Below are 26415 nucleotides of genomic sequence, written 5' to 3'. Positions count from 1 at the left end.
TTCGTCGTATCCGTCGACCTGTTCTACGAGCAGGTCCTGCCGTTCGCCGGAACCTTCCCGTCCAGGAAGTACGCGTCCACGGTCGACGTCACACACGCGCTCTCGCCGTATGCGCCGTGTCCCTCGCCCTTGTTGGTGAGCATGATGCCGACGCCCTTGCCCAGCTCGTCCGCCATCTTCTGTGCACCCTCGTAGGGCGTCGCCGGGTCACCGGTCGTCCCGACGACCAGGATCGGACCGGCACCCGGAGCACTCGCCTCCGGGGTGTCGTGCTCACCCTTCACCGGCCAGTCGGCACACCAGCCGGCCGTGTCCCACGCCAGGAACGGGCCGAAGACCGGCGACAGCTTCCGGAACTCGGGCAGCAGCGCCTTCGCGTCGCCCGCCGTCGGCCGGAGCTTGCTGTCCGCGCAGGAGATGGCGCGCTGCGAGTGGCTCTGGGTGTCGTAGTGCCCGTTCTCGTCACGGCCGTTGTAGGAGTCGGCGAGCTGGAGGAGAAGGTTGCCGGTGCCCTGGTTCTCGGCCTCGTCCAGCGCCTGCGTCAGAACGGGCCAACTGCTCTTGGAGTAGAGCGGCGTCACGATGCCGGTGATAGCCAGCGTCTCGTTGAGCTTGCGGCCCGAGCCGGTCGGCAGCGGCTTCCCGTCGATCCGCTCCAGCAGCCGGGCGATGCGCCGGGTGCCCGCCTTCGGGTCCTGGCCACGGTCCTTGAGGTAGTTCTCCAGCGCCCGCTGGAAGCCGGTCGCCTGGTTGCGGGCGTGCCCGATCGTGTCGGCGGTCGGGTCGACGACCGCGTCGACGACCGCGTCGAGGACCGTGCGTCCCACGTTCTTCGGGTAGAGATGCGCGTACGTACCGCCGAGCTCCGTGCCGTACGAGATGCCGAAGTACGTGAGCTTCCTGTCGCCGAGTACTTCGCGGATCAGATCCATGTCCCGCGCGGCGTTCGTCGTGCCGACGTACGGGAGGACCTTGCCCGAGCTGCGCTCGCAGCCGGCGCCGAAGGCCGCGCCGTCCTTCATGAACGCCGCCTCCTCCGCCGCCGTGTCCGGAGTCAGGTCGATCTTCCGGTTGGCGTCCTCCTGCTCCCGGTCGGTGCGGCACTTCACCCCGGAGCTCCCCGCGACTCCGCGCGGATCGAAACTCACCAGGTCGTAGCGGGTGTTGAGCTTCCCGTACGATCCGGCGGCGCGCGGCAGTATCGAGACGCCGGAGCCACCGGGGCCGCCGAAGTTGAACAGCATCGAGCCGAGCCGACGGCCCTTGTCCCGGGCCTCCTTGCGGATCAGCGCGATCCCGATCGTGTCGCCGGCCGGTTCGGTGTAGTTCAACGGCACCTTGACCGTCGCGCATCTCCAGCCGGACGCCGGTGCGCTCTCGCCCCCGACTGCCTTGCAGCGGTTCCAGACCGGCCGCTGGGAGGTGAGGTCCGCGGGCAGGGCGGGCAGGGCGCCCGGCTTTCCGTCCGGTCCGTCGGACGCGGCCCCGGACGCCCCGGTGGACGAGGGGGCCGGGCTGCGGCCCGCCTTGCCGTCCGCCTTCGCGTCCGCGCCCCCGTCACAACCCGCGAGCACACCCGTCAGCAGCAGTGCGGCAGCGGCCAGCGCCCCGGCGCGAGCATGGTGAACCACCTGTACGTCCCTCCCCCTTGTGCCTGTACGTACGGCGTGCGACGCGCGCTATTTGTCGCTGCCGCCAGCCCCTGAGCCACAGACAGTACCGGCCGTCGGAACTTTGCCGTCCAACAGATAGTCGCCCACTGCCTTCTGCACACAGGCGTCGCCGCTGTTGTACGCGCCGTGTCCCTGGCCCTCGTACGTCACCTCCACCCCGACGCCCTTGCCCAGCGCGTCGACCATCGCCTTCGCGCCCTCGTACGGGGTCGCCGGGTCTCCCGTGTTGCCGACGACGAGGATGGGGGGCGCGTCCGGGGCGCTGACGTCCGGGGTGTCCCAGGCGCCCTTCACGGGCCAGCCGGTGCATGCCAGCAGGCCCCAGCCCAGATAGTCACCGAAGATCGGCGACGCCTTCTGGAACGCCGGGAGCTTCGCCTTCGTCTCGTCGACGCTGAACCGCTGCTTGGTGTCGACGCAGTTGATGGCCGTGTTGGCGGCCGTCGAGTTGTCGTAACGACCGTCGTCGGAGCGGCCGTTCAGCGAGTCGGCGAAGGCCAGGAGCAGCGCGCCGTTGCCGCCGTCCGCCTCGTCGAGCCCCTCTTCCAGCAGCGGCCAGTTCTCCCGGGAGTAGAGGGCGGCCGCGATCCCGGTGATGGCCTGGGACTGCGTCAGCTGCCGGGTGCCGAGCCCCGAGATCGGCTTCTTGTCCAACCGCTGGAGAAGATCGGCGATCCACAGCTCGACCTCCTTCCCGGTGGAACCGGGGAGCTTGCAGGCGGCGCCGCGGTTCACGCAGTCCCTGGTGAAGTTGTCCAGGGCCAGCTGGAATCCCTGCGCCTGGCCGAGGGAGGACTGTTCGGTGTCCTCGGTCGGGTCGACGACCGCGTCGAGCACCATCCTGCCGACACTCTTCGGGAACAAGTGGGCGTAGACGCCACCCAGTTCGGTGCCGTAGGAGAAACCGAGGTAGTGCAGCTTCTCGTCGCCGAGCACCTGGTGCATCAGATTCATGTCGCGGGCGGCGTCGGTGGTGCCGACGTAGGGGAGTTCGGAGCCGGAGTTCTTCTTGCAGGCCGCCACATACTTCTTCTGCTCGTCGGCGTAGGCCTGCACCTCGGCGGCGTCGTCCGGGGTGAGGTCGCTCTCGAAGCGCGAGTCGAGCTGCTTGTCGTTCTCGCACTTCACGCCCTCGCTGCGGCCGACCCCGCGTGGATCGAAGCTCACCAGGTCGTAGCGGGCTCGGAGCTTGTCGTACGTGGTCCCGAACTCAGGCAGCGTGGCGACGCCGGAGGAGCCGGGGCCACCGAAGTTGAAGATGAGTGAGCCGATCCGTTTGCTCTGGTTGATGGCCTTGGCACGGATGAGCGCCAGTTCGATCGTGTCGCCGTCCGGCTTCGCGTAGTCGAGTGGGACCTTCATGGAGGAGCACTCCCAGGCGGTGCCACCGGGGAGCGGGGTGGGGGCGGTGCCGCCGCCCTGTGCCGCGGAAGGGGCGGGACAGGGCTTCCACTCCAGCTTCTGGGAAGCCAGGTCGGCCGGTACCGACGTGTCGGCGGCGTTCGCCGCGTGCGGAGAGTTCCGGGTGCGGTCCGTGTCGGCCGCACCGTCGCCGCTGTCCGAACAGGCGGTGAGGGGCAGCAGAACGGTCACGGTTGCGGCGAGGGCCGCGGCGCGCAGGGCAGGGGGGGTCCTCATTGCTCCATCGTGCGATGGGGTGCGGGACTGCGCGCGGGACGCCGGTCCAAGCGGGTGGCGGCGGGGTCCGGAGACCGGATGCCGGGACGGCCCTCAGAGGGCGCCTTTACGGGTGAGGTGGTTGAAGCAGAGCCAGCCGGGAAGGACCGGCAGCCACAGTGTCATCAGCCGGAACAGCAGCACGGCAGGCGCCGCGACCTCCTTGGGCAGACCGACCGCGATCAGCCCCAGCGTCAGCGCACCCTCGACCGCCCCCATACCGCCCGGCGTCGGCGCCGCCGAACCCAGCGCGTTGCCGGCGAGGAAGACCACCGCGATGCTCGCGTAGCTGAGCTGCGGTACGTCGGGACCGCTGAACGCCCGGATCGACGCATCCAGACACATCACGAACAGGCCGGTCAGCAGCAGCATGCCGCCGATGCCGGTGAGCAGCTTCTGCGGCCGCTGCACGACGTCGAGCATGCGCGGTACGACCCCGGCGAACAGCGACCGTACCCGCGTCACCACGAACTTCCGCAGGAACGGGATCGCGGTCACCACCAGCACCAGCACCGCGACGGTCAGCAGTCCGGCGATCACCGTCCTGGACGGGGTGAGCGACGACGGGGTCTTCTCGGTACCGGTCAGATAGCCGAACGCGCCCAGCAGCAGCACATGGCAGCCGAGCCCGAACAGCTGCGAGGCGCCGACACTGGCGACGGCCAGCCCCGGGCGCACCCCGGAACGCTGCAGGAAGCGTGTGTTCAGCGCCACCCCACCGACCGCGGGCGGCGCGACGATCTTCACGAACGAGCCGGCCACCTGCGCCAGCACGGTCTTGCCGAACGGCACCCGCTCCGGCACGAACCCCAGCAGGCTCATCGCGGCCGCGATGTAACTCAGCGCCGAGAACCCGAGCGCCGCCGCCACCCAGCCCCACTCCGCCTGCTCGACGACCGCACCGAAGTCGGCCTCCGTGACCTGGGAGATCAGGAAGTACGCGGCGATGGCACCGGCGATGAAGCTGAGCAGGGTGCGCGGCTTGATCCGCTCCAGCCGAACCGGCTCGACGGGCGCCTGCGGTCGGATGAGCAGCACCTGGCGGCGGATCTGGGTCAGCAGATCCTCCTCGCGGGCCTCGTCGAGCGCATCGTCTATCGCCCGCTTCTCGGCGCGCTTCTCCGCCTGCTTCTCATTACGGAGCGCCTTGCGGTCGGCGGGGACCGAGGGGACCCCTTCCGTCTCCGGCACCTCGGACTCCTGGGCCTTGGCATGCTTGGCGGCGTCCGACGCTTCGAGCACCGCCTCCCGCTCGCGCTGCGACCGCTCCCGGGCGAGCCTGCGCAGCGCCGCCCGGGTGGAGCGGCTGAGCGCGATCGGCTGGAGCAGCGGCAGACAGTTGGCGACGGCGTCGGGACCGAGTACTTCGAGCGCGACCGCGACGGCCCGCTCGGCGCCCACCCGCAGACCGGTGGTGGTGAGCAGCTGGGCGATGTCCATCCGCAGTACCAGATCACCGGCCGCGATCTCCCCGCCGCGCAGATCGGTGACGAACACGGTGCCAGAAGGCTCCACCAGGATGGCGTCGCCGGTGAGCCGGCGGTGCGCGATCCGCCGCGACTGGAGCGCCTTCACCTGCCGCCAGGCACCGCGCACCAGATCGTCGGTGATCTCCACGTCCTCGAGCGCGTCGAGGGAGCGTCCGCCGATGTGCTCGTACACCAGCATCACGGCGTCGGGACCGAGCTCGGAGGTGGCGATCAGTTTGGGGGCGTTGGCCCCGGCGGCGATCGCCGCGTACGCGAGAAGCGCCTCCTGCTCCAGGGCCTGGCGCAGCGACTGGATGGAGCGGCGCTGGGTGAAGGCCCGCAGGGTGAGTCTGCGCCATACCCGGTAGAAGAAGCCCTGCGCCTGCTGTTCCCGGTCGACGACCGTCACATCCAGCGGTGGACCGTCCTCGAGGGAGACCAGATAGCGGCGTCCCCGGTCGCTCTGGTCGCCGGAGTCGAGGGCGTCGTCGGCGCGCATCGCGGTGACCGGGCGGAAGCCGACGTGGCGCAGACCGGCCATCAGATGCTGACCGGTCGGCCGGACGTTCGGCGAGCCGACCGCGTACAGCGTGCCGTAGGCCACGGTCCAGCCGATCAGCACGGTCAGGATGATCGAGAACGGTGTCGTGTAGCCGCCGACCAGCATGGCGAAGGCGTCGAGCAGCAGCACCACCCACAGCACGACCCGCCAGCGCGGCCGTCTCGCCATGCCGACCGCCGTCATATAGGCGATGACGGGCGCGAGATAGCCGTGGACGGGATCGGTGAGGGCAGCACCGGGCTGCGGCTGGGTGAGGGCGTCCTGGATGGTGCCGGAGGCGGACTTGGCGACCCACAGGTCCGTGGCGAGCGTGACCCCGTGCGCGAGCACGGCGGCAAGAACCCCGTCCGCGATCCGCAGTCCGTCGCGTTTGATCAGTCGCTCGATGGCGAAGGCGACGGGTACGAGCAGCACGGCGATGCTGGAGACCAGACCGGCGATCTTGATGAGGACGTCGGGCGCCTGGTCCGTGCCCTTGTTGATGTCGTTCTCGAGACCGGTGGTCGTGCCGTGGGCGAACGCGGCGATGGAGAACAGGATGGCGATCGCCAGAACGCCGACGAGGAGCCGCATGAGGTCGGAGGGGCGGTGCACACGCGCCGGGAGCAGCGGTTCGTCCCCGGAGACACGGTCGGCCTCTTCGGCCGCGCGGACGGTGGAGAGGGTGGAGCCGACCAGATGGTGCGGGCGGGCCTGCTGCGCAGGCTCCTGGTCGTGCCCCTGCTTCCGCTCGCGCTCCGTCCCGGAAGACGGCTTCTGCTTCTGCTCCGGTGCCGGCTTCTGCGCCGGTGCCTGAGCCCGGTCCTGGCCTTCTTCCGGGCGCGGCTCGGCATCAGAGGCGTCCGCCGCCTTCGGTGGCTGCACGCCCTGCTCCTTCGCCTCTGATTGGTCTTCGTGTTCTCGTATCACCGGTCACCGCCCGCATGATGGTGGCACGGCCTGGAGACAGAGGGGGGCATCAGGGTGCATTGCACGGTCGCGCGATGGGCAAGATACGCTCCTTTGCTCCTTCGTGCACACTCGGTGAGCGGATGCATACGTAGCGGTTGCCCGCGATCCGGGCCGGGCTGTCGGTGGCGTACGGCACCATGGGTCGGATGAGCGAAGACCGGACGGGCGACGACGGCGCAAGGGACGAACGGGCGCCCGACGAGCTGCCCGAGTACGCGGAGCGCGTGCTCGATGTCGCCGACCTGATCCCACCCGGCCGTGTCATGACATACGGCGATATCGCGGAGTGGCTGGGTGAGGGCGGGCCGCGCCAGGTCGGCCGGGTCATGGCGCTGTACGGCGGTGCGGCGCCGTGGTGGCGTGTGGTGCGCTCCGACGGGGCACTGCTGCCCGGCCATGAACTGCGGGCGCTGGACCACTACCGCGAGGAGAGCACCCCGCTGCGCGAGGCGTCGCGCAGCGCGGATGGTCACATACCGCGCCTCGACATGAAGCGCGCACGGTGGGACGGCGCGACCGGTGGTCACGGCGGGGCCGAGGGCGCGGACGGAGGGGCTCACACCTGACAGCTTCCGCCATTCGGTCCCACGACGGGAGCAGCCGGGACCGCAGGACGTGCGAGAAGTGCCATGCGATCTGCTGCCCGACCTGCTCCGAGACTCTCCGCGCACGTTGCCGGGCGGCCTGCGGTGCGACATGGAACGTGACGATCGCCGCAGCGGACTCGCCGCATCCGACCCCTCCGCTGGCGTAGCGTCGACAGTTCGCGGCGCGTACCCCCGCCCCCTCACCACCAGCACCCCCACCAGGACCGGCGATCCACGTGAGCTCCTCCTCCTCCACCCGGAACAGTCCGGACCGTCAAGCACGGCAGGGGGTCCCTCCACGCCCGCAGGGGCGTAGGGGGAGGACCACGGGCGCGTACCGACTGGTGCGTACCCGGCCGGGTTCCGTGGACCCCCCTCTCCTGGACGCGGCGCAGCAGGCGGTGGTTGATCACCCCGGCGGTCCGCTGCTGGTCCTCGCCGGGCCGGGCACCGGGAAGACCACCACGCTCGTCGAGGCGGTCGCCGCCCGCGTCGCCCGGGGCGGCGACCCGGCCCGCATCCTCGTGCTCACCTTCAGCCGCAAGGCCGCGGTGGAGCTGCGCGACCGGATGGCCGCCCGGCTCGGCGCCGCCCGCGGCCCGCAGGCCACCACGTTCCACTCCTTCTGCTACGCACTGGTCCGCGCCCACCAGGACGCCGACCTCTTCGCCGAACCGCTGCGGCTGCTCTCCGGACCGGAGCAGGACGTCACCGTCCGCGATCTCCTGGCCGGCCAGCTCGAACTGGAGCAGGAGGGCCTCGCGCACATCCGCTGGCCCGACGAGCTGCGGGCCTGCCTGACCACGCGAGGCTTCGCCGACGAAGTACGCGCGGTACTCGCCCGGAGCCGCGAGCTGGGCCTCGGCCCGAACGCCCTCGCCGACTTCGCGCGCCGCACCGGCCGCCCGGACTGGGGTGCGGCCGCCGAATTCCTCGCCGAGTACCTGGACGTACTGGACGCGCAGGGGGTACTGGACTACGCGGAGCTGGTCCACCGGGCGGTGCTCCTCGGCGAGCGCCCCGAGGTGTCGGCGCTGCTGACCGGCGAGTACGACGCGGTCTTCGTCGACGAGTACCAGGACACCGACCCGGCGCAGGTGCGGCTGCTCCACGCGCTGGCCGGCAACCGGGGGATCGGGCCGGGGGCCGGCGGCGGCCGGGACCTGATCGCGTTCGGCGACCCGGACCAGTCGATCTACGCCTTCCGGGGCGCCGATGTGAACGGCATCCTCGACTTCCCGGAGACGTTCCGGCGAGCGGACGGCGCCCCGGCCCCGGTCGGCGTCCTCACCACCTCGCGCCGCTCCGGCGAACAGCTGCTGGCCGCCACCCGGCTGCTCACCCGCCGGATGCCGCTGACCCGCCTGCCGTCGGCGAAGGTGCGCGCCCACCGCGAGCTCGCCGCGGTCCGCGAGGGCGGCCGGGTGGAGACGTACACCTACCCGACCGCGTCCACCGAGCTCGACAACATCGCCGACCTGCTGCGCCGTGCCCATCTGGAGGACGGCGTGCCGTGGGACGAGATGGCGGTGCTGGTACGCGCCGGCGGCCGCACGATCCCCGCGATGCGCCGGGCGCTCACCTCGGCGGGCGTGCCCCTGGAGGTCGACGGTGACGACCTCCCGCTGCGCCACGAACCGGCGGTGGCCCCGCTCCTCACGGCGCTGCGCACGGTCGCCACGGCGGCGCTGCACCGGACGACGACTCCGAAGAAGACACCGGGAGCGGACGCGGCAGCGGATCCTGCCCCGGACCTCGCCCCGGACCTCGCCCCGGACCTCGCCCCGGATCCTGCCCCGGATCCTGCCCCGGACCTCGCCCCGGACCTTGCCCTGGACCTCGCCCCGGACCTCGCCCCGGATCCTGCCTCCGACGAGCCCCCTGCGCCCTGGCTCGACACCGAGACCGCTCTCACCCTCCTCGCCTCGCCTCTCGGCTCGATGGACGCCGCCGACCTGCGCCGGCTCGGGCGGGCGCTGCGCGACGAGGAGCGGGCCGCCGGGAACCGCGTACCGGCGCCCTCCGGGGAACTGCTGGCCCGCGCACTCGCCGAACCCGAGCGCCTCGTCGCACACGACCCCGCGTACGCCCGCGGTGCCCAGCGTCTCGGCGCGCTCCTGCGCAAGGCCCGTGAGCTCCTCGAAGGCGGCGGCACCGCCGAAGAGGCCCTGTGGGAGCTGTGGGCCGGCACCCCGTGGCCGGGACGGCTCGAGAGGGCCGCGCTGCGCGGCGGCGCCGGCGGCCGCAACGCCGACCGCGACCTCGACGCCGTCTGCGCGCTCTTCGACACCGCGGCCCGCGCCGAGGAACGCACCGGCGGCCGCGGCGCGCTCAACTTCCTCGAAGAGGTCGACGCCCAGGACATCGCCGCCGACACCCTCTCCAAGCGCGTCGTACGCCCCGACGCCGTACGCCTGATGACCGCGCACCGGTCGAAGGGGCTGGAGTGGCGGCTGGTCGTCGTCGCAGGCGTGCAGGAGGGCCTCTGGCCGGACCTGCGCCGCCGCGGTTCACTCCTCGAAGCGGACCGGATCGGCCGCGACGGACTCGCCGAACCCCTCACCCCGGGCGCACTGCTCGCCGAGGAACGCCGCCTCTTCTACGTCGCAGCGACCCGCGCCCGGGAACGCCTGATCGTCACCGCGGTGAAGGCCCCCGCCGACGACGGCGACCAGCCGTCCCGCTTCCTCACCGAGCTCGGCGTCGAACCGCGCGACGTCACCGGCCGCCCCCGCCGCCCCCTCGCCGTCGCCGCGCTCGTCGCCGAGCTGCGCGCCACCACCGTCGACCCGGATGCCTCCGACGCCCTGCGCGACGAGGCGGCCCACCGGCTGGCCCGGCTGGCCGCACTTACGGACGACGAGGGCCAGCCGCTCGTACCGTCGGCCCATCCGTACCGCTGGTGGGGCCTGTACGAGCCGACCCGCTCGGCCGTCCCGCTCCGCGACCGGGACCACCCCGTGGCGCTCTCCGGCAGCGCACTCGACCAGCTCGCCAACACCTGCGCCCTGCAGTGGTTCCTCGGCCGCGAGGTGAAGGCGGACGCCCCGGCGACGGCCGCGCAGGGATTCGGCAACGTCGTGCACGTACTGGCCGACGAGGTGGCCTCCGGCCGCACCCCCGCGGATCTGGCGGTCCTGATGGAACGCCTCGACTCCGTCTGGGACGGGCTGGTCTTCGACGCCCCCTGGAAGTCGCAGCAGGAGAAGGAGCAGGCGCGGGTCGCCCTCGAGCGCTTCCTTCGCTGGCATGTCATGGACCGCACCGGCCGCACCCCCGCCGCGAGCGAGCACGACTTCGACGTGACGCTCGAAGCGGGGGAGTACGAGGTACGGATCCGCGGCTCCATGGACCGCGTCGAACGGGACGCCGACGGCCGGGCGTACGTCGTCGACTTCAAGACGGGAAAGCAGGCTCCGACGAAGGACGAGGTCGCCCGGCACCCCCAGCTCGCCGTGTATCAGCTGGCCGTCCGGGAAGGGGCGGTCGACGAGATCTTCGACGGCCACCGTCCGGCGCCCGGTGGCGCCGAACTCGTACAGCTGAGGCAGCCCGCCCCCAAGAAGGAGGGCGGCGACACCCTGCCCAAGGTGCAGGCCCAGGAGCCGCCCACCACCGAGTGGGTCTCCGACCTGCTGGCCACGGCCGCGGGCCGCGTCCTGGACGAACGCTTCACCCCCACGACCGGCCAGCACTGCACCCACTGCACGTTCCGGGCGTCCTGCAGCGCGCAGCCGGAGGGCCGCCACATCCTGGAGTGACGGCGAGAACGAGAGCGACCGGCCTGTCGAAGTCGAGCGTCCGGCGTGCTTCCAGGAGGATCTTCGCGGGGTCGCGCAGGTCGGCTTCGATGTAGTCCGTCCTGCCCTCGGCGCTGCTGGTGAGCAGGGCCTGCGCGTGGACCAGGACGACCGGGTCGTGGTCGACGTAGACGATCCGGGACTCGGGGGCGATGTCCTGGACGATCTGGTGCACGTTCTGCCGGGTGGGCAGCCCCGCACCCACGTCCAGGAACTGCCGGATGCCGGCGCGCGTGGTGAGCTCGGTCACGGCCCGCCGTACGAAGTCCCGGTTGTGCCGGACGTCGAGGTGCCCCCGCGGATTGGCCGCCGGCGCCATGGCCGCGGCCTCCCGGTCGGCGGGAAAGTTGTCCGTGCCGCCGAGGGAATACGTCATACACCCGGGCCGGATGCGCCTTCGTCGTATCGATGCGCCTCATGAGCCCGGCGGAGTCCGGTCCGGAGTCCGACCCGAAGTCGGGAGCGGCTGCGTCGGGGCTCATATGACCTTCCTCGTAAGGTCGTTGATGCGATCCCATGCGGTCGGGACCGATCGGCCTTCAACCTGGACCGGTCAGCAACGCCCGGACGAGGCACTTCCCGGCCACCGGCCGGTCCGGCTCATCGCGCCGCACACTGTCGGTCCGTCCGGTTAGCCTCTGTGGAGTGCCCTCACGTATCACCGATCCCGAGCAGCTCAAGGAGCTCCTCGGGATCCCCTTCACCCCGGAGCAGACGGCCTGCATCACCGCGCCGCCCGCCCCGCAGGTGATCGTGGCCGGAGCCGGATCCGGGAAGACCACGGTGATGGCGGCGCGCGTGGTGTGGCTGGTCGGGACCGGACAGGTCGCCCCCGAGCAGGTCCTCGGGCTCACGTTCACGAACAAGGCGGCGGGCGAGCTCTCCGAGCGCGTCCGCAAGGCCCTCGTCGCCGCCGGGGTCACCGATCCGGAGGTCATCGACCCGGACAACCCCCCGGGCGAGCCCAGCATCTCCACCTACCACGCCTTCGCCGGACGGCTCCTCACCGAGCACGGACTGCGGATAGGACTCGAACCCACCACCCGCCTCCTCGCCGACGCCACCCGATACCAGCTGGCCGCCCGCGTGCTTCGCGAGGCCCCCGGCCCGTACCCGGCCCTGACCAGGTCGTTCCCCACCCTGGTCAGCGATCTGCTGGCACTCGACGCCGAACTCGCCGAGCATCTCGTCCGCCCCGAACAGCTCGCGGAGTACGACACCGAACTCCTCCGCACGCTCGCATCGGCCCGGCTCAGCAACGCCGAGCTGCGCAGGATCCCCGAGACCGCCGAGGCCCGGCGCGAGCTCCTCTCGCTGACCCGGCGCTACCGGGACGCCAAGCGCAGCCGCGACCTCCTCGACTTCGGCGACCAGATCGCGCTCTCCGCCGAGCTCGCCCTCACCCGCCCCGAGGTCGGCGCGATCCTGCGCGACGAATATCGGGTGGTCCTGCTCGACGAGTACCAGGACACCTCCGTCGCCCAGCGGCTGCTGCTCTCCGCCCTCTTCGGCAGTGGCCCCGACGGCACCGCCTCCGGGCACGCCGTCACCGCTGTCGGCGACCCCTGCCAGGCGATCTACGGCTGGCGCGGCGCCTCCGTCGCCAATCTCGACGACTTCCCGCGCCACTTCCCGCACGCCGACGGCACCCCCGCCACCCGGTACTCCCTCAGCGAGAACCGCCGCAGCGGCGGCCGGCTGCTGCACCTGGCCAACGGGCTCGCCGAGCCGCTGCGCGCCATGCACGAGGGTGTCGAGGCACTGCGCCCCGCCCCGGGCGCCGAGCGGGACGGCATCGTCCGCTGCGCCCTCCTGCGTACCCACACCGAAGAGATCGACTGGCTCGCCGACTCGATCGCCCATCTCGTACGGACCGGGAAGGCACCCGGCGAGATCGCCGTCCTGTGCCGAACCGCCGGCGACTTCCCGGAGATCCAGGCCGCGCTCGTCGCCCGCGACATCCCGGTCGAGGTCGTCGGTCTCTCCGGGCTGCTGCACCTGCCCGAGGTCGCCGACCTCGTCGCGGTCTGTGAAGTCCTCCAGGACCCCGGGGCGAACGCCTCCCTGGTCCGGCTGCTCACCGGCCCCCGCTGGCGGACCGGCCCCCGCGACCTGGCCCTCCTCGGCCGCCGCGCCCGCCTCCTCGTCCACCACGCCGCCCACGCCGACGACGAGGACTTCGACCCCGACCGCCGGCTCGCCGAAGCCGTCGAAGGCATCGACCCGGCCGAAGTCATCTCGCTCGCCGACGCCCTCGACACGTTCCTCGAATCGAGCGGTACGGAGGACGACGGGCTGCCGTTCTCCACCGATGCCCGCATTCGCTTCGCCCGCCTCGCCACCGAACTGCGCGACCTGCGCCGCTCGCTGGCCGACCCCCTCATGGACGTCCTGCACCGCGTCCTCGCCACCACCGGTCTCGACGTCGAACTCTCCGCGTCGCCGCAGGCCCTGGCCGCCCGCCGCCGGGAGACCCTCGCCAACTTCCTGGACGTGGCGGCCCGCTTCGCCGCCGTCGACAGCGAGGCCACGCTCCTGGCCTTCCTCGGCTTTCTGCGTACCGCCGTCCAGTACGAGAAGGGCCTGGACAATGCGCTGCCCGGCGGCGAGAACACCGTCAAGGTCCTGACCGCCCACAAGTCCAAGGGCCTGGAGTGGGACGTCGTCGCCGTGCCCGGCCTGGTCGCCGGTCAGTTCCCCAGCGGCCAGTCCCGCGACGCCTGGACCTCCCAGTCCAAGGTTCTCCCGCACGCCCTCCGCGGCGACGCGGCCACGCTCCCCGTCGTCCACACCTGGGACGCCCAGGGGCTCAAGGGGTTCAAAGCGGAGATGAAGGAGCACCAGCACACCGAGGAGCTCCGCCTCGGATACGTCACCTTCACCCGGCCGCGCACCCTGCTGCTCGGCTCCGGCCACTGGTGGGGCCCGTCCCAGAAGAAGCCGCGCGGCCCGTCCGACTTTCTGCAGGCGCTGTACGAGCACTGTGCGGCCGGACACGGCGAGATCGAGGCCTGGGCGGACGCGCCGGCCGAGGACGAGGAGAGCCCGGCACTGGCGGCCACTGCAGCCGCCGACAACGCCTGGCCGCTCCCTCTGGACGACACGGCACTCGCCCGCCGCCGGGCGGCCGCGGACACGGTGCTGGCTCATCTGGAGAAGCTGGCGACGGCGGGGAGCGACTCGGTGCCGGGGGCGTATCCCGCCGCACCGGACGACGACGCGTTCCCGTCCCCCTCCGCGGACGACGACGCGTACGCCGACGAGGCCCCGTACCCGGACGAGGACCTGTATGACGAGGCCGCGGACTGGGACGCCTGGTCGACCGAACCCCCCGCGGCCCCGGCTCCGGCTCCGGCCCTCGCGCCACACGCCCCCGCCCCCCACGTCCCCGCGGCCCGAACCCCCTCACGGCTCACCCCGGAGGATTCCCGCACCCTCGCCTCCTGGGACCGGGACCTCGACGCTCTCGCCGGTGAGCTGCGCCGCGCCCGCGCCACCGTGCGCGAGGTCCTCGTGCCCGCCTCGCTCTCCGCCACGCAACTGCTGCGTCTCGCCGACGACCCCGACGGCTTCGCCCAGGAGCTGGCCCGCCCCATGCCCCGCCCGCCCGCACCGGCAGCCCGCCGCGGCACCCGGTTCCACGCCTGGGTGGAGGCCCGCTTCGAGGAGCTGCCGCTGCCCATGCTCGGACCCGACGAGCTGCCCGGCGGCGACGAGAGCGACGCCGACATCGCGGACGAGCGCGACCTCGCTGCGCTCAAGGAGGCCTTCGAACGCACCCCGTACGCCCACCGCACCCCGTACCGCGTCGAGACACCGTTCCGGATCACCCTCGCGGGCCGGGTGATCCGCGGCCGGATCGACGCCGTGTACCGCAACGAGGGCCCCGACGGGTACACATACGAGATCGTCGACTGGAAGACGACCCGCAATGTGCCCAGCAGCCGCGAAGGCACCTCGGGCACCCCCGCAGCCGACCCGCTCCAGCTCGCCGTCTACCGCCTCGCCTGGGCCGAACTGCACGACATACCGCTCGACTCCGTCACCACCACATTCCTTTTCGTCCGCAGCGGGGAAGCCGTCCGTCCCGACCACCTGCCGGGCCGTGCCGAGCTGGAGCAGGTCCTCCTGGACGAGCCACCTCCGACGGGCCGATAGGCTCAAGACCATGAGCGACACCCCGGACAGCGCCGTCCGTACGTACACCGAGCAGCACCGCACAGCCTTCCTCGACGACCTCGCCGAGTGGCTGCGGATCCCCTCCGTCTCCGCCCAGCCGGAACACGACGGAGACGTACGGCGCAGCGCCGAGTGGCTGTCCGCCAAGCTCAAGGAGACCGGCTTCCCGGTCACGGAGATCTGGGAGACCGCAGGTGCGCCCGCGGTCTTCGCCGAGTGGCCGTCCGACGATCCGGACGCTCCGACCGTCCTCGTCTACGGGCACCACGACGTGCAGCCCGCAGCCCGGGAGGACGGCTGGGACACCGATCCGTTCGAACCGGTGATCCGGGACGGCCGGATGTACGGGCGCGGCGCGGCCGACGACAAGGGCCAGGTGTTCTTCCACACCCTCGGCGTCCGGGCCCACCTCGCCACCACCGGCCGCACCACCCCCGCCGTACATCTCAAACTCCTCGTCGAGGGCGAGGAGGAGTCCGGCTCCCCGCACTTCCGCACCCTGGTCGAGCAGCAGGCGGCGCGTCTCGCCGCGGACGCCGTGATCGTCTCCGACACCGGCATGTGGGACGAGACGACCCCGACGGTCTGCACGGGCATGCGCGGCCTCGCCGAGTGCGAGATCGAGCTGTACGGCCCCGAGCAGGACATCCACTCCGGATCGTTCGGCGGCGCCGTCCCCAATCCGGCGACCGCAGTGGCCCGCCTCGTCGCCGCGCTGCACGACGCGGACGGACGGGTCGCGATCCCCGGCTTCTACGACGGCGTGACGGACCTCACCGACACCGAGCGCGCCCTCTTCGCCGAGCTCCCCTTCGACGAGGACACCTGGCTGCGCACCGCCAAGTCACAGGCGACGACGGGTGAGGCCGGCTACTCCACGCTGGAACGCATCTGGGCCCGCCCCACCGCCGAGGTCAACGGCATCGGCGGCGGCTACCAGGGCACCGGAAGCAAGACCATCATTCCGTCCTCCGCCCTCGTGAAGATCAGCTTCCGGCTGGTCGCCGGCCAGCACCCCGACCACGTCCAGCAGGCCGTCCGCGCCTGGGCCGAGGCGCAGTTCCCGGCCGGCATCCGCCACCGGATCACCTTCGCCCCCGCCACCCGCCCCTGCCTGACCCCGCTGGACCACCCCGCCCTGCAGGCCGTGGCCCGAGCCATGGGACGGGCCTTCGGCCAGAAGATCCTCTTCACCCGCGAAGGAGGCTCGGGACCCGCCGCCGACCTGCAGGACGTGCTCGGCGCACCCGTCCTCTTCCTGGGCATCTCCGTACCGTCCGACGGCTGGCACGCCCCCAACGAGAAGGTCGAACTCGACCTCCTGCTCAAGGGCGTGGAGACCACCGCCCACCTGTGGGGCGAGCTGGCGGCCGCACTCCGCTGAATCCTCTGAACACCCGAACCGTCCCGGGGGAGTAGGAAGCACCTGTGAGCACCTTCGACAACGCCACGACAGACCGGCCCATCGGTCTCACCGCGCCCAGCGGCATCGACCGCGCCGCGCACCACCGCCTCGACGAGGCCTGGCTCTCCGCCGCCTGGAGCCACCCGACCACCCGCGTCTTCGTGGTCTCGGGCGGGCAGGTGCTGATCGACGACACGGCCGACGGCGGTACGGAGATCGTCATGACCCCGGCCTTCGAGGCCCCGGTCACCGAGACCCACCGCTACTTCCTCGGCACCGACGAGGACGGCGTCAGCTACTTCGCGCTCCAGAAGGACTCCCTGCCCGGCCGCATGGACCAGCCGGCCCGCCCGGCCGGCCTGCGCGAGGCCGGGCTGCTGCTCGGCCCCCGCGACGCGGGGCTGATGGTGCACGCGGTGGCGCTGGAGAACTGGCAGCGGCTGCACCGCTTCTGCTCCCGCTGCGGCGAACGTACGGTCATCGCGGCGGCCGGCCACATCCGTCGCTGCCAGGCCTGCGGCGCCGAGCACTACCCGCGCACCGACCCCGCGGTGATCATGCTGGTCACGGACGACCAGGACCGGGCTCTGCTGGGCCGTCAGGTGCATTGGCCGGAAGGCCGCTTCTCGACGCTCGCGGGCTTCGTCGAGCCGGGGGAGTCGATCGAGCAGTCCGTGGCCCGCGAGGTGTTCGAGGAGGCGGGCGTCACGGTCGGCGAGGTCGAGTACATCGCCAGCCAGCCCTGGCCGTTCCCGTCGAGCCTGATGCTCGGCTTCATGGCCCGGGCCACGTCGTCGGAGATCAATGTGGACGGCGAGGAGATCGAGGAGGCCCGCTGGTTCTCCCGCGAGGACCTGACAGCGGCCTTCGAGTCGGGCGAGGTCCTGCCGCCGTTCGGCATCTCGATCGCGGCACGTCTGATCGAACTCTGGTACGGCAAGCCGCTCCCGAGGCCGGGCAGCGCAGGCTGACGCGCGCTGCTCGGCGTGCGACCGAGGCCTGCGCGGCCCGGTCGCACCTTCAGGACCGCGCCGGTTTCTCCCCGGAAGGACGATCGCGCAGTAATCTGGCTCCGGGCCGTGACTGGCGCTGAGGTGGAGCACCACCGGGGAGCGGTCCGACGGAACTCTCGACAACCGTCGATGCCGTGCGCCTGGGCGACACACCGTGATCTTCGCGATCCTCGTGACACCCAGGAGCGAAACGTGGCCCAACCTCAGACAGCCCGTCCGATGGACGGCACCGCCCTTGCCCGCAGGATCATCGAAACCAGCTCGGCGACGGCAGCGGAACTCCGGCTGCGCACCGGGACGGCACCCTGCCTGGCGACGGTGCTGGTCGGGGAAGACCCGGCCTCGGTGACCTACGTCCGGATGAAGCGCCGCCGGTGCGAGAGCGCGGGTATCGAGTCGCGGCACGTGGCCCTTCCCGCCACCTCCACCACGCAGGATGTGGTCGATGCCGTCACCGCGCTGTCGGTCGACCCCGGTGTCCACGGCATCCTGCTCCAGCACCCTGTGGGACCGCACATCGACGAACGCGCCGCGTTCGAAGCGATCGATCCGGCCAAGGACGTCGACGGGGTCACCATGCACTCGTTCGCGACGATGAGTTTCGGCCTGCCCGGCTTCGTCTCCTGCACGCCCGGCGGAATCATGCGCCTGATGGACGAGTACGACGTCGACCTCGCGGGAAAGAAGGCGGTCGTCGTGGGGCGCAGCGCGATCCTCGGCAAGCCCGCCGGGATGCTTCTGCTCGGCCGGGACGCCACCGTGACGTACTGCCACTCACGCACGGCGGACCTCTCGTCGATCGTGCGGGAGGCGGACATCCTGCTGGCCGCGGTCGGCAAGCCGCGCTTCATCGCCGGTGCGGACATCAAGCCGGGTGCCGTGGTGATCGACGCCGGCTACAACGAGGGCAACGTCGGCGACGTCGACTCCGGGGCGGCCGCCGAGCGGGCGCGGCTGATCACCCCGGTCCCGGGCGGTGTCGGACCGATGACCATCGCGGTCCTTCTCGAGCAGACGGTCGCGGCGGCGGCCCGGCAGCTCGGCGTCGCGGCGGCGTGACCCGAAGCCGGCTTCCGGGTACGCGAACGCCCGCCGTCCTCCGGGGCGACCGGAGGGCAGCGGGCGTTCATGCGGGCTCTCGGTGCCGGCTCTTCGTGGGGGCTCGTCGCCCTGACACCTCGTGCCGGCGCGAGTGGCCTCTGCTCGGGCAGTGGCGAGGAACTGTTCCTTCACCGCCTCCGAGACGCCGAGCGCGCACAGGATCAGATCGACGTCCTGCACGGTGGGCAGGGTCCGGCCGTTCTCAATCTTCGAGAGCTTCTCGGCGGACATGGAGGACCTGCGGGCCACCGTGTCACCGGTCGATCCCGATGCTTCGCGCAGTGCCCGCAGGGCTCTCCCGATTGAGTCCTTGGTCAGTGATGCCGCTCCCAGTAGGCCGCGAACGGCATGGCGCGGGTGAGCGCCAGGTCGCGGTAACCCTGGTACTCCGTGAGCCGTTCGGCAGGCAGGAGTTCACCGCCGATGAACCCTCGGGGGTGTAGTGCATGCGGTGCACGTCGTGGTCGTCGAAGAGCCAGAAGTCGTGATCAGGCAGGCCGATCAACTCCTGATCGCCAAGGTCGATGATCCCGATGGACTCCCCGGCCTTGATGTTGCCGGGGTAGGCCGACAACTCGTAGCGCAGGTAGTCGGTCGGAGGGGAGCGCAGGACATGAACGCGGGACACGCTCTTGCCCTTGTCGGTCATCGAGCGCACCCATGGGTTGTCGTCCCACTCCGGGCCCATGTTCTCGCCCGCGAGGAACCGCGCGATTTCGTCCTGCTCCTCTTCCACGTCGTACACGTCCAGCGTCTCCAACCGGAACGCGGTCCGCTCGAAGATCTCGAGGAGACGGCCGAACTCCTCACCGCTGAGCACGGAAGAACTCCTCAAGTACGGCGGTCGGGACCATGACGGCCGTCTCCCCCTCAGGAAGATCGAGCTGTGCCAGCCGCTCAGGGGCAGTGATCACGTAACCCTGCACCACGTAGTTCTTGCCCGTCGTCCGTACCCCACAGCGTGGGACACGTGCCGTTCTTGCACTCCGGGTCTCCCGACAGCTTCCGCAACGGTGCACCCACGTCTTCCCCCTCACGTCGACAGTCCTTGTCACGTTCGATGCTTTCGACCTGCGGACAGCAAGGTCAAGATGCCCGACTTTCCGGAACGGGAAAGTCGCACACCTGGCGTCCGGCGTCGGTGTGGTCCCGGTAGTCCTCGGCAGGTCTGAGGGGGATCAGCGCCCGAGCACGTCAGTCCAGCAGCGCGACAGAGAACGTCTCGCGGTGGCCGGTCAGCCAGACCTGCATGCGATCCCAGCGTTCCCATCCGCCACGGTCGGCCAGCGCTTGGAGGTAGACAGGATCACCGTCGGCCACGCGGCGGGCGACGAAGGCCCGGCAGATCTCCGTGGCCTGTTCGATCACCCCGGGCAATTCGGCGCGCTCTCCCGCCGAGAGACCGTAGCCGTCGGCGAGGATCCGCAGCCGTGCAGGCGCATCCAATCCGGCGGGATACACGGCAGCTGCGGATACCGGATCAAGCATGGGAACCCAGTAGCGGGCGGCCATGGCTACGTCCCAGAGAGGACGGCCCGGAGCCGCCAGGTCGAAATCAATCAAGGCGGCGGCACGACCGTCGCGGAAGACGACGTTCTCCGGGCACACGTCGTTGTGGCACAACATCGTTCCTCCCTCCGGGTCGGCGAGGTCCTGGGGCCACTCGACGTCTGTGTCGACCGCGATGGTCGCGCTGGCCTCATGCACGCGGCGCAGCAGGATCCCCACCGATTCGAGAGTGGTTGTCGTCAGCACCCAGGGCGGGAACGGTGGCAGAGCCACGTCGCCAGGAATGAAGGTCAGCTGCTCACGACCGTCAGCAGTCAGACCCACGGGAGTCGGAGCCGCGTCGAAGCCGTGCTCTTTCAGCGCGAGGAGGTGGGCATGGAGGGCGTGTGCGTTGTGCGGTGCCGGGCGTTCCACCAACGCACCCCGGCGGAAGACCGCGCCCGCGTTCGCCATGCCTCCGACCAGCGCCTCACATTCCGCCTCGTCCTCGGTCGTCATGTCGATCACGCTACCCGCCAGGCCGCCTCGTACAGCCTGGGCATACAAAACCCCCGATCCGGCGCCAGGCCGGTCGGGGGTCGTGGGCGTCATGTGATTCAGACGCCGAGCGCCTGCTTCACCTGGGCAAGGCTCGGGTTCGTCATCACGACCTCAGCACCACCGTTGGAGGAAACCACCTGAACGGTCGGAACGGTCTGGTTGCCCCCGTTGGCCTTCTCGACGAAGGCCGCGGACTCCGGGTCCTGCTCGATGTTGATCTCGTTGTACGTGATGCCCTCGCGGTCCATCTGGCCCTTGAGCCGACGGCAGTAACCGCACCACGTGGTGCTGTACATCGTCACAGTGCCCGGCATGTTTTCCCGCTCCTCTGTTTCGTTCGTCTCGTCACGTTGCGTTGCCGCGTCTCGCGGAAAAGCTGGAAAGGTGCCCCCCGCAGGGAGTGGAACGTACGTCACCTGGCCGCCATTCCCGCAGCCGCCCCTGCATTAGTACGACGGATGCCGCTCCCCTGTGGACAACTTCCACGTCCGCCTCTCCCGACCTGGCAGCATGGCGGGGTGACATCAGCAACGCATTCCTCTCTCTTCCCCCGGGTCCCCGAGTCGGCGGACGCGGTGCTCGACGGGCTGGACCCCGAGCAGCGCGAGGTCGCCCTGGCCCTGCACGGCCCGGTGTGTGTGCTGGCCGGAGCCGGTACGGGCAAGACGCGCGCGATCACGCACCGCATCGCGTACGGGGTGCGTGCCGGGATACTTCAGCCGACGAGTGTGCTGGCTGTCACGTTCACCAACCGGGCCGCGGGCGAGATGCGGGGCAGGCTGCGCCAGCTCGGCGCCTCCGGGGTGCAGGCACGGACGTTCCATTCCGCCGCCCTGCGCCAGCTCCAGTATTTCTGGCCGAAAGCAGTCGGTGGTGATCTGCCGCGGCTGGTGGAGCGCAAGGTCCAGCTGGTCGCCGAAGCCGCCGCCCGCTGCCGCATCCGGCTCGACCGCAACGAGCTGCGGGACGTCACCAGCGAGATCGAGTGGGCGAAGGTCACCCAGACCGTGCCGGCCGACTACCCGGCCGTGGTCGCCAAGACCCAGCGGGACGCGCCGCGCGATCCGGCCGAAATCTCCCAGATCTACGCGATGTACGAGCAGCTGAAGCGCGACCGCTCGGTGATCGACTTCGAGGATGTGCTGCTCCTCACCGTGGCGATCCTCCAGGACCGCCATGACATCGCCGATCATGTCCGCCGCCAGTATCAGCACTTCGTGGTCGACGAGTACCAGGACGTCAGCCCGCTCCAGCAGCGACTCCTCGATCTCTGGCTCGGCGACCGGGACAACCTGTGTGTCGTCGGGGACGCCGGCCAGACGATCTACTCGTTCACCGGGGCCACCCCTGACCACCTGCTGAATTTCCGCACCCGCCACCCGAACGCGACCGTGGTCAAGCTGGTTCGGGACTACCGCTCCACGCCCCAGGTCGTCCATCTTGCCAACGGCGTGCTCGGCCAGGCCCGCGGCCGCGCCGCCGAGCACCGGCTCGAGCTGGTCTCGCAGCGCGAGCAGGGGCCGGAGCCGGCCTATACGGAGTACGCGGACGAGCCCGCCGAGGCCGAGGGCACCGCCCGCCGGATTCGCGATCTGATCGCTGCGGGCGTCCCGGCCGGCGAGATCGCCGTGCTCTACCGGGTCAACTCCCAGTCCGAGGTCTACGAGCAGGCCCTGTCCGACGCGGGCGTGCCGTACCAGTTGAGGGGAGCGGAGCGCTTCTTCGAGCGCGCGGAGGTACGGGAGGCGGGCGTCGCCCTGCGCGGCGCCGCCCGCGCCGGGGGTAACGACTCGTTGCTCGACGACGCGGAGGGGCTGCCCTCGCAGGTGCGGGCGGTCCTCTCCACCAAGGGTTGGACCACGGAGCCGCCCGCCGGCTCCGGGGCGGTGCGCGACCGCTGGGAGTCCCTGGCCGCTCTGGTCCGGCTGGCCGAGGACTTCGAACAGGCCAAGCCGGGGGCGACGCTCTCCGACCTGGTGGCGGAACTGGACGAGCGGGCGGCCGCCCAGCACGCCCCCACGGTCCAGGGAGTCACGCTGGCGTCACTGCACTCGGCGAAGGGCCTGGAATGGGACGCCGTGTTCCTGGTCGGGCTGACCGAGGGCATGATGCCGATCACGTACGCCAAGACCGACGAGCAGATCGAGGAGGAGCGCCGGCTGCTGTACGTCGGCGTCACCCGGGCACGCTTCCATCTCTCGTTGTCCTGGTCGCTGTCCCGGTCGCCCGGCAGCCGCGGCGGACGGCGCCCGAGCCGCTTCCTCAACGGGCTGCGCCCCGGATCGGCGGCGCTCGGCGGTGGCCGTGGCGCGGCCGGCACAGGGGGGAGCGGCGGGGGAGGTATCGAGCGGCCGGCGGTGGCCAAGCGCAGGCGCCGTGGCCCTGCCCTGTGCCGGGTCTGTGGCAAGACCCTCACCGACGCGGGGGAGATGAAGCTGATGCGCTGTGAGGACTGCCCCTCCGACATGGACGAGGGGCTGTACGAGCGGCTGCGCGACTGGCGTGCGGAACAGGCCAAGGAGATCGGCCAGCCGGCCTACTGCGTGTTCACCGACAAGACGCTGATGGCGATCGCGGAGGCGGTCCCGGCCGGCGACGGTGAACTGGCCAGAATCTCCGGGGTCGGTGTCCGGAAGCTGGACCGGTTCGGCGCCGCCGTGCTGGCCATATGTGCAGGTCAGGACCCAGACGAGGGGCTCGGAGGAGCTGACGAGGAGGTGTGAGAAAAACTCGTCGAAAAAATAGTTTGCGCCTGCCCCAGTCATCACCATAGGTTCTTAACCACGGGAACAGCGACTTCTCTGAAGCCCTCACCCCGTGCTGTACTTATCCGAATACGCAGGACCGGCGAGACCGGTCCCCCCGAGACGCCGAGAGGAGGCGATTGTCGTGATCAGCATCATCGAGACCAACAAAATGACCGATCTGTCGGTCGTCTCCGCCTGCTCGCTCGGCCTCGCCTGCTCTTCGGAATCTTCGCTGCGTGTCACCGGTCTGTCCGGCATTTCTGCCGCCAGCCCGCTGTCCCTGGCGAGCCTCCCCGTGCGGGAGCGCAATGAGCGACCGACCCAGGCACCGACAGCAGCAGTAGCGAAGGGACAGGCCAAGGCGGCCTATGCCTTTGCGGCAGTCGGTGCCGGAGCCGAGCAGCAGACGACGCACCACCACAAGATGTGGGCCTTCCGTGGGCCTGAACCCTGGAGTGATCCAGCCTGATGGACCATCAGGCCGGCGCCTTCAGGGCCGCGGAACCCCACTCGGGATCCGCGGCCCTTTTGTTTTGTCCAAACGGACGACACAGCGAGAAGGCGCCTCGGGACAAGCAGCACCCGGTACCAGCAGCCACCCGGCCGACCGGCCGGAACGACCAGACGAGGACACCACCACCGTGCAACTCGAAGCGCACGCCCCGTCCGTACCGCCTTCCGAAACGATCCCCCCGCCCGGCCTCACGGAGGACTCCACCTTGATCCCCCTCACTGCGCTCACCGCGCTCGACGACGCCATCGAGAACCTCGGCGTGCCCGTCCCCTGCCGTTCCTACGACCCGGAGGTCTTCTTCGCCGAGTCGCCGGCCGATGTCGAGTACGCCAAGTCCCTCTGCCGCACCTGCCCGCTCGTCGAGGCCTGCCTCGCCGGCGCCAAGGAGCGCCGCGAGCCGTGGGGTGTCTGGGGTGGCGAGCTCTTCATCCAGGGTGTCGTCGTCGCTCGCAAGCGGCCGCGTGGCCGTCCGCGCAAGAACCCGGTCGCGGCGTGATCGCCGGCCTGGGGGTCACGGCCCCCAAACCCATGAAGCGCATCGGAACCATCGACCGTCCCCGAACCCACGATCCACGAAATCAGGCACCAATGTCCGTCCCCACGAATGAGCCCGTCGGCTCCGCGACACCGAACGTCACAAGCATCGGCGCGAACGACTCGCGTCAGAACAGGACCCGCGAAATGCAACTCATCCCAGAAGCTCTGGCTCGTGCGCATATGCACGACCGCCTGAGGGAAGCCGATGCGGAGCGCCAGGCCGTGCGCCTGGTCTCCGCCCGGCGGATGCAGCGCCGGGCGGAGCGCGCTTCGATGCGCGCCCGCCGCGCGCTGGCCATGGCGGTCATGCAGTAGTCAGGCCGAAGAACCGCTCCACCCGCTGCCGGACAGCCGCTCTGCCCGGCAGCGATCAGTACCTCTTGTCAGTACCCCTTCCGCGGGGCCGGTCCGGACGGACCGGCCCCGCGGTCGTGCTGTGTGGTGACGTGCCGCGCGGCGGGGACGGAGTTATCGTCACGAGGTGAACGAGGAGACTCATCACCCCGCACAACCGGTCGGCCATGTCGTGGTGTGCGCCCGGTGCGACACCGCCGCCGACAGCGAGTACGCGCCGCCGACCTGGGTCTGTTCCGTGGAGAACGGCAGACGCCAGTACTTCTGTGACAACTGCGCCCGCAGCCATATCAGGGCGATCGAAGGCCGCCTCGACTCGCCCTGGTGGTGACAGGCCCGCCACGGACCGGTCCGGGGCCTATGCCTCGGCTGCCGCGTCGCCCACCCGCTGCTCCTGCTCAGGCAGGTCCGCGACGGGCAGGTCCGCGACGGGCAGGTCCTCGACGGGCAGGTCCTCGATCGGCAGGAACCCAGGGACCCAGGACTCCAGTTCGTCCCGCAGCCGCACCGTCGCACCCAGCTGACACAGCACCCCGATCGTGCTCAGCGTCACCCTGTGTATGAGCAGATAGGCGGGCGGCAGGTTCAGCTGCTTGCCCAGCTGATGGGCGGGGGAGCGGAGATCCGCTATCCGGGCCGCCTGATTGCGCATCCAGCTCCGGGTGAAGGTGAACTCCTCCACCTGCGCCGGCTCGATGATCGGCAGCAGATAGTCGAGTACCGCATTCGGGTCGAGGTCGATCGACTCCTTCACGAAGCCTTCCTCGCGCAGCAGCTCGTACACCGCTTCCGCGTCACCCGCCAGCGTGAGCCGCAACGAGTCCCCGATCGGCTGCGGCAGACCGCCCGGCAGCCGGTCCACCGTGCCGAAGTCCAGCACCCCGAGCCGCCACTGCCCGGCCTCGCCGTCCCCCGTTTCCGCGGGCAGCAGCCGGAAGTTGCCCGGATGCGGGTCCGCGTGCAGCAGACCCGTGCGCGCCGGACCCGAGAACAGGAATCGGGCCAGCAGCTGGCCCGCCCGGTCCCGCTGCTCCTGCGTGCCGTCCGTGATCACCTCGGAGAGCGGCACACCGTCGATCCACTCCGTCACCAGCACCTGGTCCGACTGGTGCACCACATCGGGGATCACCACATCGGGATCGTCCGCGAACTCCTCGGCGTGCTCGTGCTGGGAACGCGCCTCCAGTTCGTAGTCCAGCTCCTCCGACACGCGGTCGCGGAGCTCGGTGATGAGCGGTTTGATGTCCATCCCGGGGATCAGCGGGCCGAGCAGTCGGGCGAAACGGCTGAGTTGGGTGAGATCCGAGAGCAGGGCCTCCCCGGCGCCCGGATACTGCACCTTCACCGCGACCTCGCGACCGTCGTGCCAGACCGCCCGGTGCACCTGCCCGATCGAGGCGGCGGCCGACGGCTTGTCCTCGAATTCGAGGAACAGCTCCCGCCAGTCCTCACCGAGCCGCTCTTCCAGCACCGCGTGGACGGTGCGCGTCGGCATGGGGGGAGCGGCTTCCTGCAGTTTGGTGAGCGCCGCCCGGTAGGGCCCGGCAACCTCCTCGGGCAGCGCCGACTCGAAGACGGACAGGGCCTGACCGAGTTTCATGGCGCCCCCCTTCAGCTCCCCCAATGTCTTGAAGAGCTGGTCCGCCGTCCGCTGCTGGAGCTCTCGGGCCACTATCTCCGCGGACCTGCCGCCGATCCGCTTGCCCAGACCCCACGTGGCCCGGCCGGCGAAGCCGAGTGGCAGCGCGGCCAACTTGGCGGTACGGGTGACCGCTTTCCGGGGTAGATCAGACATAC

18 protein-coding genes, 2 pseudogenes and 1 riboswitch are annotated in these 26415 nt (G+C 70.8%); of the genes and pseudogenes, 11 read left to right on the top strand and 9 right to left on the bottom strand.

Going from position 1 to position 26415, the window contains the following annotated elements:
- Nucleotides 1-23 precede the first annotated feature (23 nt).
- The 3 genes from ACIA8E_RS02510 to ACIA8E_RS02500 form a co-directional block, all read right to left on the bottom strand.
- On the bottom strand, nucleotides 24-1631 hold the full coding sequence (locus ACIA8E_RS02510; RefSeq protein WP_399293388.1) for an alpha/beta hydrolase: 1608 nt from the start codon (nucleotides 1629-1631) through the stop codon (nucleotides 24-26).
- 48 nt (nucleotides 1632-1679) lie between these two features.
- A complete protein-coding gene (locus ACIA8E_RS02505; protein ID WP_399293385.1) occupies nucleotides 1680-3311 on the bottom strand; it encodes an alpha/beta hydrolase in 1632 nt (543 codons plus the stop codon).
- 93 nt (nucleotides 3312-3404) lie between these two features.
- Complete coding sequence (locus ACIA8E_RS02500) at nucleotides 3405-6290, bottom strand: lysylphosphatidylglycerol synthase domain-containing protein (protein ID WP_399293382.1); 2886 nt, start codon at nucleotides 6288-6290, stop codon at nucleotides 3405-3407.
- A 188-nt stretch (nucleotides 6291-6478) separates the two neighbouring features.
- Between ACIA8E_RS02500 and ACIA8E_RS02495 the strand changes: the two genes are divergently transcribed.
- Nucleotides 6479-6898: an MGMT family protein gene (locus ACIA8E_RS02495; RefSeq protein WP_399293379.1), complete on the top strand. Its 420-nt coding sequence runs from the start codon at nucleotides 6479-6481 to the stop codon at nucleotides 6896-6898.
- 257 nt (nucleotides 6899-7155) lie between these two features.
- Complete coding sequence (locus tag ACIA8E_RS02490) at nucleotides 7156-10680, top strand: ATP-dependent helicase (protein WP_399293377.1); 3525 nt, start codon at nucleotides 7156-7158, stop codon at nucleotides 10678-10680.
- Nucleotide 10681: 1 nt separating this feature from the next.
- Here the strand turns inward: ACIA8E_RS02490 and ACIA8E_RS02485 are convergent.
- Nucleotides 10682-11201, bottom strand: a pseudogene (locus ACIA8E_RS02485) (SAM-dependent methyltransferase); the annotation flags it as partial.
- 163 nt (nucleotides 11202-11364) lie between these two features.
- Here ACIA8E_RS02485 and ACIA8E_RS02480 point away from each other — a divergent pair.
- The 4 genes from ACIA8E_RS02480 (at nucleotide 11365) to ACIA8E_RS02465 (ending at nucleotide 18375) form a co-directional block, all read left to right on the top strand.
- Nucleotides 11365-14877: an ATP-dependent DNA helicase gene (locus ACIA8E_RS02480; RefSeq protein WP_399293374.1), complete on the top strand. Its 3513-nt coding sequence runs from the start codon at nucleotides 11365-11367 to the stop codon at nucleotides 14875-14877.
- Nucleotides 14878-14887: 10 nt separating this feature from the next.
- Nucleotides 14888-16282 carry a dipeptidase gene (locus ACIA8E_RS02475; RefSeq protein WP_399293371.1) on the top strand — a complete coding sequence of 465 codons (1395 nt, stop codon included), beginning with the start codon at nucleotides 14888-14890 and terminating at the stop codon, nucleotides 16280-16282.
- A 44-nt stretch (nucleotides 16283-16326) separates the two neighbouring features.
- Entirely contained in the window at nucleotides 16327-17274 is a 948-nt protein-coding gene (gene nudC, locus ACIA8E_RS02470; RefSeq protein WP_399293368.1) for an NAD(+) diphosphatase, read from the top strand.
- A gap of 98 nt (nucleotides 17275-17372) precedes the next feature.
- Nucleotides 17373-17469, top strand: a riboswitch (ZMP/ZTP riboswitch).
- Between the two features lie 39 nt (nucleotides 17470-17508).
- Nucleotides 17509-18375 carry a bifunctional 5,10-methylenetetrahydrofolate dehydrogenase/5,10-methenyltetrahydrofolate cyclohydrolase gene (locus tag ACIA8E_RS02465; protein WP_399293365.1) on the top strand — a complete coding sequence of 289 codons (867 nt, stop codon included), beginning with the start codon at nucleotides 17509-17511 and terminating at the stop codon, nucleotides 18373-18375.
- A 225-nt stretch (nucleotides 18376-18600) separates the two neighbouring features.
- On the opposite strand, the pseudogene ACIA8E_RS02460 reads toward ACIA8E_RS02465, so the two are convergent.
- From ACIA8E_RS02460 to ACIA8E_RS02445, 4 genes and pseudogenes are all read right to left on the bottom strand, one after another.
- A pseudogene (locus ACIA8E_RS02460) lies at nucleotides 18601-18666 on the bottom strand (hypothetical protein); the annotation flags it as partial.
- Nucleotides 18667-18670: 4 nt separating this feature from the next.
- A complete protein-coding gene (locus ACIA8E_RS02455) occupies nucleotides 18671-19237 on the bottom strand; it encodes a DUF6879 family protein (RefSeq protein WP_399293363.1) in 567 nt (188 codons plus the stop codon).
- A gap of 374 nt (nucleotides 19238-19611) precedes the next feature.
- On the bottom strand, nucleotides 19612-20424 hold the full coding sequence (locus tag ACIA8E_RS02450) for a phosphotransferase (RefSeq protein ID WP_399293360.1): 813 nt from the start codon (nucleotides 20422-20424) through the stop codon (nucleotides 19612-19614).
- Between the two features lie 98 nt (nucleotides 20425-20522).
- Nucleotides 20523-20780, bottom strand: coding sequence for a mycoredoxin (locus tag ACIA8E_RS02445; RefSeq protein WP_399293357.1), 258 nt, complete (start codon nucleotides 20778-20780; stop codon nucleotides 20523-20525).
- A gap of 204 nt (nucleotides 20781-20984) precedes the next feature.
- Between ACIA8E_RS02445 and ACIA8E_RS02440 the strand changes: the two genes are divergently transcribed.
- The 5 genes from ACIA8E_RS02440 to ACIA8E_RS02420 all read left to right on the top strand — a co-directional run bounded on the left by ACIA8E_RS02440 (nucleotide 20985) and on the right by ACIA8E_RS02420 (nucleotide 24949).
- Nucleotides 20985-23189: an ATP-dependent DNA helicase UvrD2 gene (locus ACIA8E_RS02440; RefSeq protein ID WP_399293354.1), complete on the top strand. Its 2205-nt coding sequence runs from the start codon at nucleotides 20985-20987 to the stop codon at nucleotides 23187-23189.
- Nucleotides 23190-23355: 166 nt separating this feature from the next.
- A complete protein-coding gene (locus tag ACIA8E_RS02435) occupies nucleotides 23356-23682 on the top strand; it encodes a hypothetical protein (protein WP_389046171.1) in 327 nt (108 codons plus the stop codon).
- Between the two features lie 172 nt (nucleotides 23683-23854).
- Nucleotides 23855-24223 (top strand): WhiB family transcriptional regulator, encoded by a 369-nt coding sequence (locus ACIA8E_RS02430; RefSeq protein WP_030915514.1) that lies wholly within the window; start codon nucleotides 23855-23857, stop codon nucleotides 24221-24223.
- A 32-nt stretch (nucleotides 24224-24255) separates the two neighbouring features.
- The gene (locus ACIA8E_RS02425) at nucleotides 24256-24579 is read left to right on the top strand and encodes a hypothetical protein (RefSeq protein WP_399293811.1); all 324 of its coding nucleotides are present in this window, start codon (nucleotides 24256-24258) and stop codon (nucleotides 24577-24579) included.
- A 166-nt stretch (nucleotides 24580-24745) separates the two neighbouring features.
- Nucleotides 24746-24949, top strand: coding sequence for a hypothetical protein (locus ACIA8E_RS02420; protein ID WP_399293350.1), 204 nt, complete (start codon nucleotides 24746-24748; stop codon nucleotides 24947-24949).
- Nucleotides 24950-24976: 27 nt separating this feature from the next.
- On the opposite strand, the gene ACIA8E_RS02415 is transcribed toward ACIA8E_RS02420, so the two are convergent.
- The gene (locus tag ACIA8E_RS02415) at nucleotides 24977-26413 is read right to left on the bottom strand and encodes an ABC1 kinase family protein (RefSeq protein ID WP_399293347.1); all 1437 of its coding nucleotides are present in this window, start codon (nucleotides 26411-26413) and stop codon (nucleotides 24977-24979) included.
- Nucleotides 26414-26415 lie beyond the last annotated feature (2 nt).

This window comes from Streptomyces sp. NPDC051664, from assembly GCF_044453545.1.
Classification (GTDB): Bacteria; Actinomycetota; Actinomycetes; order Streptomycetales; family Streptomycetaceae; genus Streptomyces.
The sequence above is the reverse complement of the archived record's forward strand: the minus strand, read 5'-3'. Positions and strand labels throughout refer to the sequence as shown.